The organism is Rhodobacteraceae bacterium IMCC1335 (assembly GCA_039640495.1).
Lineage (GTDB): Bacteria > Pseudomonadota > Alphaproteobacteria > Rhodobacterales > Rhodobacteraceae > Thalassovivens.
Genome location: CP046864.1, coordinates 2,269,823 through 2,283,718, shown reverse-complemented (window position 1 = coordinate 2,283,718; position 13,896 = coordinate 2,269,823). Strand labels below are relative to the sequence as shown.

At 43.4% G+C, this 13,896-nt stretch carries 20 protein-coding genes; 10 read left to right on the top strand and 10 right to left on the bottom strand.

Going from position 1 to position 13,896, the window contains the following annotated elements:
- Window positions 1–6 precede the first annotated feature (6 nt).
- The 4 genes from GN241_10860 to GN241_10845 all read left to right on the top strand — a co-directional run bounded on the left by GN241_10860 (window position 7) and on the right by GN241_10845 (window position 3,010).
- Entirely contained in the window at window positions 7–201 is a 195-nt protein-coding gene (locus tag GN241_10860; protein ID XAT57813.1) for a hypothetical protein, read from the top strand.
- The gene (locus GN241_10855; protein ID XAT57812.1) at window positions 198–608 is read left to right on the top strand and encodes a hypothetical protein; all 411 of its coding nucleotides are present in this window, start codon (window positions 198–200) and stop codon (window positions 606–608) included. The genes GN241_10860 and GN241_10855 overlap by 4 nt, the downstream gene beginning before the upstream one ends.
- A gap of 324 nt (window positions 609–932) precedes the next feature.
- Complete coding sequence (locus GN241_10850; GenBank protein XAT57811.1) at window positions 933–2,381, top strand: hypothetical protein; 1,449 nt, start codon at window positions 933–935, stop codon at window positions 2,379–2,381.
- A gap of 323 nt (window positions 2,382–2,704) precedes the next feature.
- Complete coding sequence (locus tag GN241_10845) at window positions 2,705–3,010, top strand: hypothetical protein (protein ID XAT57810.1); 306 nt, start codon at window positions 2,705–2,707, stop codon at window positions 3,008–3,010.
- Window positions 3,011–3,121: 111 nt separating this feature from the next.
- Here the strand turns inward: GN241_10845 and GN241_10840 are convergent, their stop codons facing one another.
- From GN241_10840 to GN241_10830, 3 genes are all read right to left on the bottom strand, one after another.
- Complete coding sequence (locus GN241_10840) at window positions 3,122–3,520, bottom strand: hypothetical protein (GenBank protein ID XAT57809.1); 399 nt, start codon at window positions 3,518–3,520, stop codon at window positions 3,122–3,124.
- 600 nt (window positions 3,521–4,120) lie between these two features.
- Complete coding sequence (locus GN241_10835) at window positions 4,121–4,345, bottom strand: hypothetical protein (protein XAT57808.1); 225 nt, start codon at window positions 4,343–4,345, stop codon at window positions 4,121–4,123.
- Window positions 4,338–5,570: a DUF4102 domain-containing protein gene (locus GN241_10830; protein ID XAT57807.1), complete on the bottom strand. Its 1,233-nt coding sequence runs from the start codon at window positions 5,568–5,570 to the stop codon at window positions 4,338–4,340. Before GN241_10830 ends, GN241_10835 begins: the two co-directional genes overlap by 8 nt.
- A gap of 622 nt (window positions 5,571–6,192) precedes the next feature.
- On the opposite strand from GN241_10830, the gene GN241_10825 reads away from it, so the two are divergent.
- Window positions 6,193–6,411 carry a hypothetical protein gene (locus tag GN241_10825; GenBank protein XAT57806.1) on the top strand — a complete coding sequence of 73 codons (219 nt, stop codon included), beginning with the start codon at window positions 6,193–6,195 and terminating at the stop codon, window positions 6,409–6,411.
- A 140-nt stretch (window positions 6,412–6,551) separates the two neighbouring features.
- Here the strand turns inward: GN241_10825 and GN241_10820 are convergent, their stop codons facing one another.
- Together GN241_10820 and GN241_10815 are read right to left on the bottom strand one after the other, a co-directional pair.
- Window positions 6,552–7,319, bottom strand: coding sequence for an HIT domain-containing protein (locus GN241_10820; protein ID XAT59261.1), 768 nt, complete (start codon window positions 7,317–7,319; stop codon window positions 6,552–6,554).
- Window positions 7,320–7,949: 630 nt separating this feature from the next.
- Window positions 7,950–8,276 (bottom strand): hypothetical protein, encoded by a 327-nt coding sequence (locus tag GN241_10815; GenBank protein ID XAT57805.1) that lies wholly within the window; start codon window positions 8,274–8,276, stop codon window positions 7,950–7,952.
- 285 nt (window positions 8,277–8,561) lie between these two features.
- Here GN241_10815 and GN241_10810 point away from each other — a divergent pair, with 285 nt between their 5' ends.
- Window positions 8,562–8,798: a DUF3303 domain-containing protein gene (locus GN241_10810; protein ID XAT57804.1), complete on the top strand. Its 237-nt coding sequence runs from the start codon at window positions 8,562–8,564 to the stop codon at window positions 8,796–8,798.
- Between the two features lie 251 nt (window positions 8,799–9,049).
- Here GN241_10810 and GN241_10805 read toward each other — a convergent pair whose 3' ends face one another.
- Window positions 9,050–9,748 carry a resolvase gene (locus GN241_10805; GenBank protein ID XAT57803.1) on the bottom strand — a complete coding sequence of 233 codons (699 nt, stop codon included), beginning with the start codon at window positions 9,746–9,748 and terminating at the stop codon, window positions 9,050–9,052.
- 442 nt (window positions 9,749–10,190) lie between these two features.
- On the opposite strand from GN241_10805, the gene GN241_10800 reads away from it, so the two are divergent.
- The gene (locus GN241_10800) at window positions 10,191–11,015 is read left to right on the top strand and encodes a hypothetical protein (GenBank protein ID XAT57802.1); all 825 of its coding nucleotides are present in this window, start codon (window positions 10,191–10,193) and stop codon (window positions 11,013–11,015) included.
- Window positions 11,016–11,332: 317 nt separating this feature from the next.
- Here GN241_10800 and GN241_10795 read toward each other — a convergent pair whose 3' ends face one another.
- Complete coding sequence (locus tag GN241_10795; protein ID XAT57801.1) at window positions 11,333–11,644, bottom strand: hypothetical protein; 312 nt, start codon at window positions 11,642–11,644, stop codon at window positions 11,333–11,335.
- A 125-nt stretch (window positions 11,645–11,769) separates the two neighbouring features.
- Between GN241_10795 and GN241_10790 the strand changes: the two genes are divergently transcribed.
- Window positions 11,770–12,237 carry a hypothetical protein gene (locus GN241_10790; GenBank protein ID XAT57800.1) on the top strand — a complete coding sequence of 156 codons (468 nt, stop codon included), beginning with the start codon at window positions 11,770–11,772 and terminating at the stop codon, window positions 12,235–12,237.
- Here the strand turns inward: GN241_10790 and GN241_10785 are convergent.
- Both GN241_10785 and GN241_10780 read right to left on the bottom strand, forming a co-directional pair.
- Window positions 12,234–12,467: a hypothetical protein gene (locus GN241_10785; protein XAT57799.1), complete on the bottom strand. Its 234-nt coding sequence runs from the start codon at window positions 12,465–12,467 to the stop codon at window positions 12,234–12,236. The genes GN241_10790 and GN241_10785 overlap by 4 nt on opposite strands.
- Window positions 12,464–12,631 (bottom strand): hypothetical protein, encoded by a 168-nt coding sequence (locus GN241_10780; GenBank protein ID XAT57798.1) that lies wholly within the window; start codon window positions 12,629–12,631, stop codon window positions 12,464–12,466. Before GN241_10780 ends, GN241_10785 begins: the two co-directional genes overlap by 4 nt.
- 143 nt (window positions 12,632–12,774) lie before the next feature.
- Between GN241_10780 and GN241_10775 the strand changes: the two genes are divergently transcribed.
- Together GN241_10775 and GN241_10770 are read left to right on the top strand one after the other, a co-directional pair.
- A complete protein-coding gene (locus tag GN241_10775; GenBank protein ID XAT57797.1) occupies window positions 12,775–12,960 on the top strand; it encodes a hypothetical protein in 186 nt (61 codons plus the stop codon).
- 55 nt (window positions 12,961–13,015) lie between these two features.
- Window positions 13,016–13,198: a hypothetical protein gene (locus tag GN241_10770; protein ID XAT57796.1), complete on the top strand. Its 183-nt coding sequence runs from the start codon at window positions 13,016–13,018 to the stop codon at window positions 13,196–13,198.
- Here GN241_10770 and GN241_10765 read toward each other — a convergent pair.
- On the bottom strand, window positions 13,195–13,656 hold the full coding sequence (locus tag GN241_10765; protein XAT57795.1) for a hypothetical protein: 462 nt from the start codon (window positions 13,654–13,656) through the stop codon (window positions 13,195–13,197). The two genes, GN241_10770 and GN241_10765, sit on opposite strands and share 4 nt — an antisense overlap.
- Between the last annotated feature and the right edge of the window lie 240 nt (window positions 13,657–13,896).

The following is a 13,896-nucleotide window of genomic DNA, read 5'->3' as shown; positions in this document are numbered from 1 at the left end:
AAAATCATGACTGAAAATCAACATAAACGCCGCTCCTCAATGAGGACGCGTGGCTTTGGCGTGAGCGCTGCTGAGATACACCTCAACAAGCTAAACGCCCTGAGCAAGGGCAAGAGGGTTATGGAGACCATACCTAACCCCAACACCACCCAGACCAACAAGCCCTTCATACGGATCCAAGCAGAAAGGAAATATAAATGATACACTTCCTCCCAAATAACACCGTCACAGAGCGCCACTTACAGGGCGCTCTGGAGATCCTCAGAGACCCTAAGCGGTGGTGTAAGGTATATTTGCGCAAAGGGGATGCATATTGCATTAATGGTGCACTCTATGCGGCGGGTATGCCTGTATTCGAGGTCCCTGCAGAACATGTAGCTGACCAACCTAACTACGTCAGGGGCGACCTTGAACGCGGTGAGTTGCAAGAGCCATTTTGGTTCCTCCGCTCTGCGCTGGGCTTGTTCTCAGACTATCGTAATGTTGGATTGTTTAATGACGCTCCAGAAACGGAACACCATCAAGTCATTAGTCTGATAAGTTTGGCTACTAAGCTGGTACAGGCTGAAAATGTGGGCGTCAGTTATTCTGTTCGAGCGGTAGCTTAAACTTGGGGCGCCGTTTAATGACGGCGCCGCTAAAAATTGACTCCACAAAAAGCTGGATTTTTGTTTAGTTTGATGCATGCAGAAAACTCACTTTAATTTTATGATTGCTTTTGTTTTGTTTTCTTTGGTTACACTTATTGCCTCGCTGGCAAATAGCTCTACTAACTTTTGCTCTCAAAGAGCAAGCGCTTGTACTTCTAAACAATTATGCTTGTTTGCAACTAACCCATCTGTTGATGGTAATAAAAATGGAGTGGGGCTATTTGGCGAGAACATGTAAACGAAGCTAAACGACGAGGTTTAGGTTGTGGAGTCGCAGGTGCCGTGAATTCTACACCTTTGCGGACAGCATTCATTAAGTTAGCCAAAGAAGATCGAAAATTAGTTCAAGAGATTTTGAAGGAAAAAGGCCTCTATACATCAAAAGTTGATGGCCTTTATGGGAAAAGAACTTCAACAGCCTTAGGACAATTCAATAAAGCGCATTTTTCAGCCGCTGACTTGAAAAAGAAAGAGAACGTAGAAGCTTTATTGAATGCAGTTTTAAGGCTTAAAAATAATGTTGAAGCAGAATGTTCATATACTACTTCCACGTCATATTGCAGCGCAGCTCAGCTTTGTTATAACGCAACTCAATCGGTCAATGGCCAGCTTCAATGGGTCACAAATTCCTTCGCTGATGCTGCCAAAAAGAAGGGCTATTCATGTAACGTTGCGGAGATCAAAAAGCCTGTCAGTTGTTCTTCTAACCCAACGGCATGTCGAGATGATGAGATTTGTGCTCTAGCTACCAAAACGGACAGTGGTGTTGTGCAATGGCAAAATAATCCCAAGCTTAGAGCGCATATAGATGCTGCAAAAACCCGTGGGCTTGAATGTGGTGTGCTTGAAGGAATTGCTGCTGCAACCGTCGCTTTCGAGTCTGGTAAGTACAATACAGCTTTTGAATTAAGTCAGGTTCTCGCTGTTCAGGGAAACGCTGACGCTCAATTTTATTTGGGTAAGATGTATGAGGAAGGTCTGGGTGCTCTGCAGATATCAACACTAGCCCACATGTGGTTTAACATCTCCGCGTTGAACGGCAATGAGGAGGCTCCAGAACGGCGTAAAGTAATTCAGCAGTCAATGACTCCTGCGGCAGTGGAAAAAGCCCAGACGATGGCTTTGAGCTGCATACAAAGCCGTTACGTGGACTGTGGAGCAGTCATGCCAGTGGCTCCAAAGGTAAAAACACAGCAGGTACAGAAGCCCACAAGGGTAGAACCGACCTCTTCAGAACTTAGAGCGTATTTTGTCAGCCAGAGCCTAACTGAAAGAAAGCAGATCCAATATGCGCTTAAGCAGCTAGGATATTATGGCAGTTCAGTTGATGGCTTGTGGGGCAAGGGCACTAACAGAGCACTGGTCAATTATGTTTCTAATGAGCGCGACATAACTCTTCCTTCAGCGATCTATCCAAGTCTTATTGCGAAGGTGGAGGTGCCAAGCCGTTTTGCGACTGTAAAAAAGAAAGTCGTTCAGCAAAAGCCAGTATCAACTGCCAACCTTTCTCGTGATGGCAAGAAATGCGTGAGTAATGGGTTTTCACCAGGTACACAGGAATATTTGCAGTGCTTATCTTATGAGCAGCAAAGAAGACAAAACCAATCAAATATGCTATTAAATCTAGGCCAAGGCCTATTGCAGACACCCTCATTTCCAGCACCATCAACTGGCGGTTTAAATGGCGGCGTGTTCTGCAATACCATGGGTAATTATACGTACTGCAACTAGGTTAAGAGTATGATCACAGCGAAGCAGAATGAGTTTGCACAACAAGTGTCTGATGGTCTTTCGCAGACCAAGGCTTACAGATCTGCCTACAGTTCTGATAATATGGCGCCAAAGACTGTCTGGGAGGAATCCTCGCGGCTCAGGAGGCACCCCAAGGTGGCTGCAAGGATAATCGAGCTGGAGGCAGACTTCTCGTAAATTATTGATTTTATTAAATTAAAATATCTTAATTGGCTGAATTGGTACCATTTTTGGTACCATAAGTTTTCAGACTCCACAAATTTCGGAACCGCGTTATTCTGTAGCAATCAGAGGAGTTAATTATGGCTGGAATGATCAACTGTATGCGATTTCGACCTAAAGAAGGTCAGGAAGAGGCGCTTTGGAAAGCTTATGCAGAGTATTTACGAGATTATCCCATCGACGATATCATGCATAACATAATTGATTTGGGTACAGGTGAGTATGCTTTGATAGGCGTACATCATAGTGTCGAAAGTTTTATTGACATAATGAACCGAGACAATCGTGTAAGCGATGTGTTCAGATTATATATTGAACCTTACGAAGATGGTGAAAGTTTTCACTCATTTTCGGGTCCAGTCGTAAATTATAATGATTACCTTTAACCCCATGCGCACACTCCTGATAGCACTTCAGATGACACTCGCGACGCAGGCGGGGGCTGCGCTCACGAAAAACAGTTGAGGGGCTGATCGCTCAGCCCGCTCATACAGTTTTTATTGCCCAAACATTTTGCGCAAAGTTTCTAGGTCGAACTGGTTGGCATAAAGCATGGTGCTATTTATAGCAATTATACCAGTCATCATCGCAACAGTTTTGATTTCTTCATCACTGGCGCCTGCAGCTTTAGCCAATGCCGTATGAGCTATAATGCAATACTCACATTTCATCCCTGCAGAAGCTGCTAAGGCTACGAGTTGATAGGTTTTTTCATCGAAACTAGAGTTAGCTTTAAACGTATCCTCTCCCATCAACATTGCAGTGTAAGCACCTTCCATAGCCTTCGGCTCCAAAGGGGTTAATATAGGATGTCCATCACCATGTCCCCCTGCAACCAACTGTTGTGCTGCAAAAGCAAATGTGATTGTCGTTATTATAGATTTAATTAGTTTCATTGTGATTTCCTTTACTTGACATAAACAAGGTAACAGTAAGTGCACATTATAACAGCGATATGACACTCATACGGCGCCGAGCGATAAAGAAACATCTTGCAGATACAAATCATCAACATCCTTCTCGGTCAAAGTGCAATTGACTTGGGTCTTATAAAAATGTTTCCATGTCGCCTGTTGAGAAACAGTCGTATGCTTTTTGTACAACTTCTTAAGGCGTCTTTGATTTACCTCCAATTAAATGAGCTCTCATTCAAACTGTGGGATAAGGAAAGTAAACACTTACCCAACGAAAGTTACATTTAAATGACATGCTGCCAAAAGATTTGCTCATTTATTGAGCATTACTTCGTAATTCCTTAAGGTGCTCAGGTTGGGTGGCAGATTGAGCTGATCACACCCGCAACACAGGAGAGGGCTTTGAGAGAACATTGTAAAAATGGCTGACCCATTAAGAAGGCCAGCCAGTTACTAATCTTGAAACGCGAGGGAACGCGTTTCTGGAGAAAAGGCTGACTTCCCCAACCATTGACGAAGGCCAGCCTTAATCTAACAATATACGGGAAGCATAATGTTAGAACTCAATCATCTGATCGTTACCTAAAGTGTCAAAGTGTTACCTAAAAGGGTCGGTTGTGTTAAAAGCTTTGCTATCTCTAAACCAACCTCCGGTTGCTCAAAAAATGGTAGTTTTTCGCAAATATTTGCAAGGTGCTGACGATCACCAGTATCTTTATAATGCATCCATTCATTTTTAACGAAGGCTTTGCGCTCATCGTATAACATCTGTTTGATGCCTTCATCGCCATGATAAGTTTTAGACATTTTGGGCCTCCACAAATTTTAAATAACGCTCTGCCAATTTTGCTCTCTGTTCAAATAAATCATCACGTCGATAGTTTTTATCCAAACCTACTAAGGCATGATCAACGTATCGATCTGCTAAGAAATGATCGACGTTGTTGTTGAGGCACCAAGTTTTGAAGGTGGTACGAAATCCGTGTGTTGTGATGTTGTCAAACTTTTGAAAATTTCTGCGCAGCGTTTCTGCGTTGATTGGCTTTCGGCCGTCCACGGAAAAAACATAATCGCAAGCGCGAGGGAGTGCGCAAAGTGCCTCTGAGAGCGCCTTTGGGATTTTCATGGAAAACTCTCTACCAGACTTCATGAAGCCCATTTGCGCAGTCTCTATGTCCTTCTCTGGTATTGTCCATATGCCTTTGTCGCAGTCAAAATGCTCCCACCGCATATGTGCAATAACGCTTGCTCGATGGGCCGTTAAAATAGCAAGGCGCATTGCCATTTTTACTTGCTCAGAGAAAGGTGCTTCTGCAAGCCAAGCCCAAAGTTCCGGCAGCCTTTTATATTGCAAAGAAGCTGCGTGTTTAGTTAGCTTGTTAGGTACCGTAAAAGAAGCAAGGCGAGGGCAGGGATTGTTATCCATGAATTCGGCATCGTATGCCGCCTCAAATACTTCCCATAGGTATCCTAATAATTTTGAGCCAATCTCTGTCTGTTCAAGTAATATAGGCTGTAAAATCTGCTTGATCATTGGTCGGCGTATTTTATCAATTCGCAAATTGCCAAAGTGTTTTTCAATATGATTTTCATACGATCGGATGGGCCGCTTCTGCGAGGCGATATTTGTCCAGCGGTTGGCTTTTAGCTGAAGAGAATACCAATCTCGATAGGCTTGATCAAAAGAGGGGATGCCGGTGCGACCCGCTTCTAATTGAATGCCTTTTTTAAGCTCAGCTTCTAATTCGTTTGCTGAGTTTACGCGCAGGATGGCTGCTTGCAGTCGTTCATTTTGGATTTCACCAGATTTGATGAGACGCTTTGCAGCGAGTGCAATTTCTCTGGCATTGGCCAGCGACTTCTCTGGATATTCACCGAGATCAATCCACCGGCGCTTTTCATTTATTGCAACTCGCATCTGAAACAGTTTGCGGCCCGACAGAAACCCGCGAATGTAAAGCCCATCGCCGCATCTCTGACGATCACCATTCCCCTTTGGTGACCACTTTCTAATTGCAGTATCGGTAAGCATGAAAACCTCTGATTTGGTACCTAATTTGGTACCATTTTTTCGTAGATTTCTCAATACTGATATTTACCAATAGAGACCAATGTTAATATAACTTAATGAAAATAAACAAATAAATGTAAATTAAGTCATTGATATTATACACAGTTCTATTCCGTGTGGGGGCACCATTAATTAAAATAAATTGATAAATTACATCTACTTAGTTGGTTCTTCGTTGCGACTTGTGTACTAATTATTAGTATATTTGTGTACTAGTTTTTTGGTTTACTCTAATTGCCAAGTCTTCTAATTCGTTTCTTGACACACAATTATTTGGTAATGCTCCAAGGTTGCGCAGTTAATCATTGGGGTTGAAGCGATATCAGTGTTGCGACAACTTGTAGCTTGTTTGGTTTATTCTCCGCTTTATCTTTACGCCAACAATCAGGAGAACCATCATGAAACTTATCACAACGTCATTTTTTGTTCTTATCCTGTCTACTCCCTTTGTGGTAGCTGACGGATGCGGAAATCACGGCAAAGACGTGACTATGTCCTGCGCTGTAGGACAAATATGGAACCCCGAGACGCAGCAGTGCATGGACACAAACGCCTAAGAAATCAAAGCCTAATTGGAGTGCTTATGTTGGTTGCTAAAAAAATTATCGCTGCAAATCTAATCGTTGGTGGCGCTATAGTGGTCGCCGCTGGAACAGCAGCGATTGCTTATGCAATGTCTGACCCCAATTGCAGAGACAAGATCAAGGACTGCTCTGACAGAATGCGTGATTGCGCAAACAGAATGTGTAATCGTTCTTCCGATAGTGGTGATCCTGAAATGGCTAACTCAACCTCTAATTAAGTTACACCTACGACGACAAGACGATATGGCTTTAGACATGTATCTGCCGTGTCGCCTAGTTTGGAATTGTTCTTGGCTTTGTCGCCAGCACGCAGCCGTTTCAATTCTTCGTCCAGAGGGGAGGGTGTTCCGTTTACTCTTTAGTAGGTTTGTTTAGTTGGAATGACGCCCCTCATACCACCTCTAGGGTCCTCGACATCATCCTTCCGCCTTGGGATCAAATGTACATGGACGTGAAACACCGTCTGACCTGCTGAAGCTCCTGCGTTGATCCCAACATTAAAGCCATTGACTTTGTCATCTTGCCCTAGGATTGACTGGCGTTGTTCGTGCAGCATCTGATCGATAGCATTGCGTTCTGGCTGATAAAGCTCGAAGTAATCGGATACGTGCCGCTTGGGGATAATTAGCGTGTGATGCTCCGTAACTGGGAAAGCATCCTTAATCGCTACACATAGTTCGTTTTCAGATATAATACGCTCGGCATCTAACTCGCAGAAGATACATCCAACCTTACGGTGATGGTAACTGTCTAGTACTCCCCTAAAGTCAGTGTCGTCTTCTGCCCTCTTATTTGTATTGCAAGTCTGGCAAAGGGCTTGGAAGTTACTCAGATCGTCGGGACCACCTTTCGATCGTGGAATAATATGATCAACATGAAGTGCTACTTGGGTTTCATGCGCACCGCACAATTCACAACGATATTTTGCTCTTTTAAGGACATTGTATCTTGTCGAGCCTGAAACATAACCACTTTCGGAAGCTCTGTGCTGCCATATCCGGTCACCACGCTTATCTAGGTAATCTGAAATACTATTATCGCATTTGGCTATCAGTGAAGCTCTTTGGGCTTCTGTAAGAGCTTCTGAGTTGAGCCTATAACCTTTAGTCGCTCGGCCAGACTTGATGGGTTCTACTACACCATTTTTCGTTAGGACTTTCCCGACTGTCTAACGTCAGCGCGTTTGGGACAGATTTGACGATTTGATTGAGGAGGATTTCTGGTTCATCGTAACCTTCATGGAGTGCCAATAAAAGATAGAGTAGTTGTACTATCAATTAATCATAGAATGGCAGATGGCGGCCTTATGTTAGGCTATGAGCGTTCGGAAGAAAGTGTCTCAGCAACAGTTTCGTTCAGCGCATTTACTTCTGTACGTCTCTCATTTGGATATAGTGAAACGAATAGCAGTATTAGCTATTTCGACGATGTGGGATATACAGCTTCTCTTTCTTTCTTCTGAATAAGATAAGCTGCACAAACGGATAAAGACTGCAGGTTTATAGCGTGGCTTATCCAAATTAACCAAAGGCATTGACCCTAGACCAGCAGAACACAACAGGGCTTTCTATGCTTAACGCAAACTCAGTTCGTCACCGCATTCTTACGGCTCGAGATTGGCTTGAGAAAACACCTGAACCAGCAGCCCCTCAGAAGGCCACAGAAATGCTCTACAAGCGCAATCCAGACGGTTCTTTGGTCTAGGTTATCAAGTAAGTGTTTGTTAGTTCGTTGGCCATTAGTACGGCTTTGATATTTAAGGTGCCTCGCCTCTTGCGCTGAATGCCCTGACTGCGAGACCGTCCTGAAATTCGTAGGTAAATAGTATTGAGCCGTATGCTTCTGCTCTAAACCCAACGACGAGAATATCATCGGTAGCAAGAAAAACTTTGCTGGTTTCATGGGGAGTTGCGTTTGAAAATAGTTCAAGCGTTGTCTCTTTAGTCTCTACTTGCAGGCCAATCTTAATTTCCGTCCAACTTTCCCAATGAAAATCATCATGTAGCATTGAAGGGAATAATTTGTTGTCAGTCCCACTCGTATAACCAGCTAATGCGTCTACAAATTTTTCTCCAACAGTCATTTTTCGTTCCTTTCAATTAATGTTTTTGTTGCAATGTCATCAAGTGCGTGAGACTTTCTAACGCTCAAAACCTAATATCATTTATATCTCTTCTCAGCGGTAGTATTTTTCAAGCGTTAGATTAAAATCGTCCTTCTTACGTTGCGTAAAAAGTGGTTAATTGATAGCTGGCTTAGGTTGTCTTGTAGGGTTCTTTGAGTATTATTTTATCACTTTAAATTATCAATTAGGGAGGATTAATAATGTTATTTAAGTTTGCTTGGACACACTCACCCGCAGCTAGAGATGCAAGCAACTATCAAAAAGTTTATGGAGACTGGAGGTATGCCACCAGAAGGAGCGACGATGTTATCACGTTACCATAATATAGACGGAACAGGCGGCTTTGCTGTGGTCGAGAGTGAAAGTGCCGCTGCTCTGGCAGATTGGGCGTTGGAGTGGAATGGTATGATAACAATAAATATCACGCCACTTATGGACGATGAGACAATCGGCGGTGTCTTAGGTAATAAGTTTAGCTAATTTCTTCTTGAAAATAGCTTCTGAATTAAGGTCACTGGCGTGAAATCTGGTGGCCTTTTTCCATGTGTGATTTTTGGGTGTATCTCTGCTTGATTGTAGCTCTCCAGCAAAGGCTTGCGGGTAGTTGTGTTAATGGCTTACCTTAAAATCATATGGGTGTTTAGGGCTGCGCTTTTGCTCTCCGATCGCAAGTATTTATTTCAAATAACTGGATTAATTTCGCTGATGGGGTCATTTTCCACTGGAGGGGGTCAGGCTGCCATTCTATCGTAGATCCGCTTTACCGTGACGTTCTGCCATTTGCCTCTACCGCTAGGCGTCGGGATCTCTTCTGCATTCAGAGCTTGAGCCATAGAATTCATGGACATCTGCCCATCGGGGTTCAGTCTGTCAAAGAGTGGTTTGTAGTTCTCAGCTTTAGCATTGGCGTATTGCTTCTTGGCTGTAACTGCTTTCACGCAATCTTCTTTCGTACCAGTACGCCCAATGAACTTGCTCTTGTCGTTCTTGTCGTATGCTCCCAGTACCTGACCCCTAGCCTTTGCAGCAGCCAAAGCTCTAGTCACCCTGTCAGAGATACGCTTGGCCTCATCCTGAGCAATCACAGCCAAGATACCTATGGTAAGCTCTGTAGCGTTGGGGTTGTCAGCAGCTACCAGCTTCACGCCAGACTTCTGTAGACCTAGCAGATAGTGAGCATCCCGTGAGATCCTGTCCCACTTAGCAATGATAAGCGTAGCGTTATAGGCTTTCGCCAGTGCTATAGCTTCCTCAAGCATTGGACGTTGTATCTTACGCCCACTCTCAACCTCTACGAACTCTTGGACAAGCTCACCGCCTACGGCTCTGATGTGTTGCTCTACCTGTTCCTTCTGGGCAAGCAGCCCTAAACCACTGTCACCCTGACGTGAGGTGGATACTCTTACTAGACTCACGAATTTCTCAGCCATCTTTAGCTCCTATACAAATCATCAAACTAAAGTATCAAGTTTTGTATAGACTCATGCTTCCCAGTAAGTATGGGTCAATAGGTATTAAAACCTTCTCAGGTACACCCATGTTTCATTGACAAAAGCGGGGCCCCAGAGTATTATTAGAGTTGTTTTTAAGTGCGTTCGTATACACCTATAAGTGTAAGATAAAAGATTTACTTCGGCCTTCCTGCGTTGCCAGCTTTCGTCTCCAAACCAATCCCCTAGAAATATAAAAATAAGAAATAAGTTTGACCTTTGATTAATGTCCCGTAGTTTTAATATGTGGTCAAAAACAAAGGCATTTGATTGAACTATGAACTCTCAATGGGAATATACGAACACAAAGATTGCTCGGGAGTTTGACCCACAAAGTTATTCCACCCACCTTAACGATATGGGGTCTCAAGGCTGGGAGTTAGTGACAGTAGATACTTATGCTGACCTTGGTTTCAATTTGCTCTACTGGAAAAGGCGCTCTGCTTCTAAAAGTTTCTCAAAAACAGAGGGGTATTCCGTCGGGAAAGATGAGACGATTGATAACGACCTGAAAATGAAAGAAGAGGCATCCATAGTTGAAAGAGGGCAAACATTGTCTCCCATCGTAGCGGCCAATGCCCCCAAACCAGTCTTCGCATCTATTGTTCGTTTCGTCGTAAAACCAGGCCATATGAGTTCAATGTTTGATGAAATAACAAAGACTGGTTCGGAAGAAGCGGTAGTTCAATACACACTTCAAATCTCAGATTCTGAAATACTTAATGTAACTATGGTACCTGAGTTAGAGGATATGATTACGAAAGAAGAAACGGGGGTGAATTGGTTAGATACTGTCGAACATATGTTAGTTAAGTTCTCTAATGGCAGTAGGACAGATGCATGTTCAGGAGCAATATTGTTTGATTGGCATAATGACCAAAATGAATTGCAGTTGCAAAACAAAACTAAGGTACTGTCGGCTGTAAAGTATCGGGTCAAAGAAGGCTGTGTAGATGAGTTTCTAAACGCTGTGATGACGCCATCAGAAATTCCTATGAAAATACGTAAGACAATTATTCAAACTGATGAACAGGAGTTTTATGAGTTAGGTATCGCAGGTTTAGAAGAAAAAATTGAAACGGAAGACGAAGAAGTTAATTGGCTTGATACCGTAGAGCATTTACTTGAATTTTTCGGTGATAGCCGGACTGACGCTTGTTCTGGAGTGGTCAACATATGGAATAACCCGAAGTTTCTAGACGGTTGATTGTGGTTAATGCCATAAAAGATTGACCCCACCGAATAAGCAGAGCCAGTTTAAAAACGAGGAAGAAAAAATAAGTCTATAAATGATACGGATAAAGACAGGAATTGTTTAGCTGAAGTATTTTTTATAGTGGCTTTCACGTTCAGCTTTTAGCATCCCCGCTGTATCATCCATAAAGTTGTTTCTGTCCTCTCTGGATTGAAAAATCCAAATACAAACTGTGTCTTTGCCATGATAAATCGCTTTTAACTCATCATCTATGTCACAAATGTTTTGTGGTATCTCGGCTTTCATACAGTACATTTAAGTTAATCTTTCTAAGTGTTATTGTTCAGTACTCCGTTGATAAACTCAACTAAGACTGGCCCACTCAAGGGCATAACTTCCCTAACACTAAAGTTCTCACGTTGATCTTCGATAAAGCTCACCCTGTGCTGGTCAGCAACTGCTCTAGCTTCTTCATCAGGGTAAGTGTTGATGCCAATAGCTGAGGTATCTCCAGTCTTAACAAATAAGGAGATAATGTTATTGGGAAAGGGCCCTGACTTACCGTATTGTTGCGCCCAACCCTTAAGTTCCTCTGGCGTATCAAACTCAAACATTACAACATTTGCTACAGTCATTTTCATTAGCCCTCTTCATTCGCATAAACCTGACTGCAGCACTTATAATTCAATGGGTCAACTGATTGATGATGGCAGTGGTGCTTTAATTAAGGTCAGCATTGAATTGAATGCTATTGGCTCTAACTATCATGAGTAGCCAACCTACTGGTCACCAGTTCATACTGCTTTTATTCTTGATGACGCTTGCTTCGCATTCTTCATCTGAAGAAATAGGACCTTGCCCAGATGCTGATAACCGGACGGCTTGTGCCGTAGAGGAAGTATTAAACCAAGCTCTTGGCGCGATGCCACCTCTTTCGCCACCGCTCACAAAGAATGAAGAAGACGTATTAGTGGAGCAGATTAACAAATGCTGGAAACCAAAAACGAAATATTCAGTTTCGATCGTGCTAAAGGTAAAAATGAACCGCGATGGTACAGTTCAACACGACAGCATAAACTTGTTAAGTTCCTTTGAAAAAAAAGATAAACTTTTGGTAAATGAACTTTTCGATGAGGCAAAAAAGGCTTTAATTAATTGTGAGAATGGTGGTTACAATCTGCCTCTTGAAAAATACGAGCACTGGAAAGAGATTGAAATGAATTTTAATTTTTAGTGCCGCTGCATCTCAGTCAAATCAGCATCTTCATCCGTAAAGTCGGGCAGAGTATTCACAAGGTCAGCTAAAGGTGACCCCTTAGTTTCCAGTGCTTCTATCCCGTTATCTTTTAAAAACTGTCGCGCCACATTGAGGTCGGCTGATTTAGCTTCTGGGTCCGTTACGCGCTCCAAAAGCTGTTCTGCCAAGACCGTGTGTAGCTTGGCTAATAAATCGTGTTCTGTCATTTCATCTTATCCCTAGCGATGCCTTTGGATTTCTCAAAGCTCCTTAACCCGCCAAGACCCAACAGTGACAACGTCAGCGTCATCAATTCGCCAGTATTTAGCTTTGGTAGAACGGTATCGGGCATCCATATAACGACCGCCCATTCCGCTGTTGCGTTTGCCATTTCTATTATCCTTTGTTTGAATGGGAAATGACTGTCGTTGCTTACTTGGCTTGGTTGTCACACGCATGTGGCCTAGTCGTTCATCGTCGATAGTCGGTCTGTCTAAGGAGACAGGACGTTGACCCAGTTGGAAGGGAATAGAGATGTTTGAGTATTCTTGGATGTTAATTTTTGTGGCCATCAACGGGTTGCTGACCGTTGGTGAAATGGACACAAAAGAGGAATGTATGAAAGCCGCTTCTCAAATGGAAGAAGTGGGAACTGTTGGGATTACAGGAAATTTTGCCTGTATTCCTGCGCCCAATTATATAGCTGAAGGTAGTGACTAGGATAGTCGGTCTGCCTAAGGAGGCAGGACGTTGACCCATTGAAAGGAAGCTTAGAATGATTGATCTTTATACGAAGGTAATTCTGACCGTTATCGCGGTTGCACTGTCGGTAAATGTATTTGTGCAGTTAGAATTTGTTGGGCCAGTTCATGCTGCCGATGGGCTACAAAAGGTACAAATCTGCGACCAGTTTGGCTGTGCAAATGTAAAATATGGGCAACTTGCGGTCTCAAACTAAGCAAACATCTGGGCAAAATAGACCATTCCAACAAACCCAGCGACAAAGATAATAACGCCAACAGTAACCGATAGCCCCCAAAAGATTTTATCGCGTTGCCGCGCCTGTGCTTCTAATGCTTCTTGTTGCCTCTTACGCGCAGCGGCTTGCTCTTTGACAACTAAATCCCACATTCCGGGCGGTCCATATAGTTGACAAGCAGACTTCAATTCAGCTTGCGCTTCTTTGTATTTCATTTTTGCTTGAGCAATGGCAAAGCCTTCTTGTTCAGAAGACGCTAAGCGGCCCAGTGGCCCTTTATGTTTGCCAGCCTCAGCCGCTTGAATGTCTGCATCCAGTTTGGCGAGATTACCGAAGTGAGGCAGTAAATCGCTTACGTCACGACCAGCCTTAACGGATGCAGAAATGGCCCCAGCAACCTTCGTTACTGCGCCAGCCAAGGCCAATACCTCTATCATTTTGTAACCTTATGTTTTCTTCGCGGTCCTTGCGGAGCGTTTGAAATTCTTCGCTGTTGGTGCGCCTTTAGAACCTGCCTTGCGCATCCTTTCGCCAGAGCCGTTAGCTATGCGTTTACGCTTGGCGTGAATGTTGGCGTAAAGTCCTTTACCTGCCACGGCTCATCCCCCCTTTTTTAGGTTTTTTGGGTGGGCGACCACGTTTGGAGCCGTAAGTTCCAATTCCTTTGGGCATAATAA

Coding starts and splice junctions, on each gene's coding strand:
- GN241_10860 (XAT57813.1), top strand. CDS start 7: ATGACTGAAAATCAACATAAACGCCGCTCCTCAATGAGGACGCGTGGC.
- GN241_10855 (XAT57812.1), top strand. CDS start 198: ATGATACACTTCCTCCCAAATAACACCGTCACAGAGCGCCACTTACAG.
- GN241_10845 (XAT57810.1), top strand. CDS start 2,705: ATGGCTGGAATGATCAACTGTATGCGATTTCGACCTAAAGAAGGTCAG.
- GN241_10840 (XAT57809.1), bottom strand. CDS start 3,520: ATGAAACTAATTAAATCTATAATAACGACAATCACATTTGCTTTTGCA.
- GN241_10835 (XAT57808.1), bottom strand. CDS start 4,345: ATGTCTAAAACTTATCATGGCGATGAAGGCATCAAACAGATGTTATAC.
- GN241_10830 (XAT57807.1), bottom strand. CDS start 5,570: ATGCTTACCGATACTGCAATTAGAAAGTGGTCACCAAAGGGGAATGGT.
- GN241_10825 (XAT57806.1), top strand. CDS start 6,193: ATGTTGGTTGCTAAAAAAATTATCGCTGCAAATCTAATCGTTGGTGGC.
- GN241_10815 (XAT57805.1), bottom strand. CDS start 8,276: ATGACTGTTGGAGAAAAATTTGTAGACGCATTAGCTGGTTATACGAGT.
- GN241_10810 (XAT57804.1), top strand. CDS start 8,562: ATGCAAGCAACTATCAAAAAGTTTATGGAGACTGGAGGTATGCCACCA.
- GN241_10805 (XAT57803.1), bottom strand. CDS start 9,748: ATGGCTGAGAAATTCGTGAGTCTAGTAAGAGTATCCACCTCACGTCAG.
- GN241_10795 (XAT57801.1), bottom strand. CDS start 11,644: ATGAAAATGACTGTAGCAAATGTTGTAATGTTTGAGTTTGATACGCCA.
- GN241_10790 (XAT57800.1), top strand. CDS start 11,770: ATGAGTAGCCAACCTACTGGTCACCAGTTCATACTGCTTTTATTCTTG.
- GN241_10785 (XAT57799.1), bottom strand. CDS start 12,467: ATGACAGAACACGATTTATTAGCCAAGCTACACACGGTCTTGGCAGAA.
- GN241_10780 (XAT57798.1), bottom strand. CDS start 12,631: ATGGCAAACGCAACAGCGGAATGGGCGGTCGTTATATGGATGCCCGAT.
- GN241_10775 (XAT57797.1), top strand. CDS start 12,775: ATGTTTGAGTATTCTTGGATGTTAATTTTTGTGGCCATCAACGGGTTG.
- GN241_10770 (XAT57796.1), top strand. CDS start 13,016: ATGATTGATCTTTATACGAAGGTAATTCTGACCGTTATCGCGGTTGCA.
- GN241_10765 (XAT57795.1), bottom strand. CDS start 13,656: ATGATAGAGGTATTGGCCTTGGCTGGCGCAGTAACGAAGGTTGCTGGG.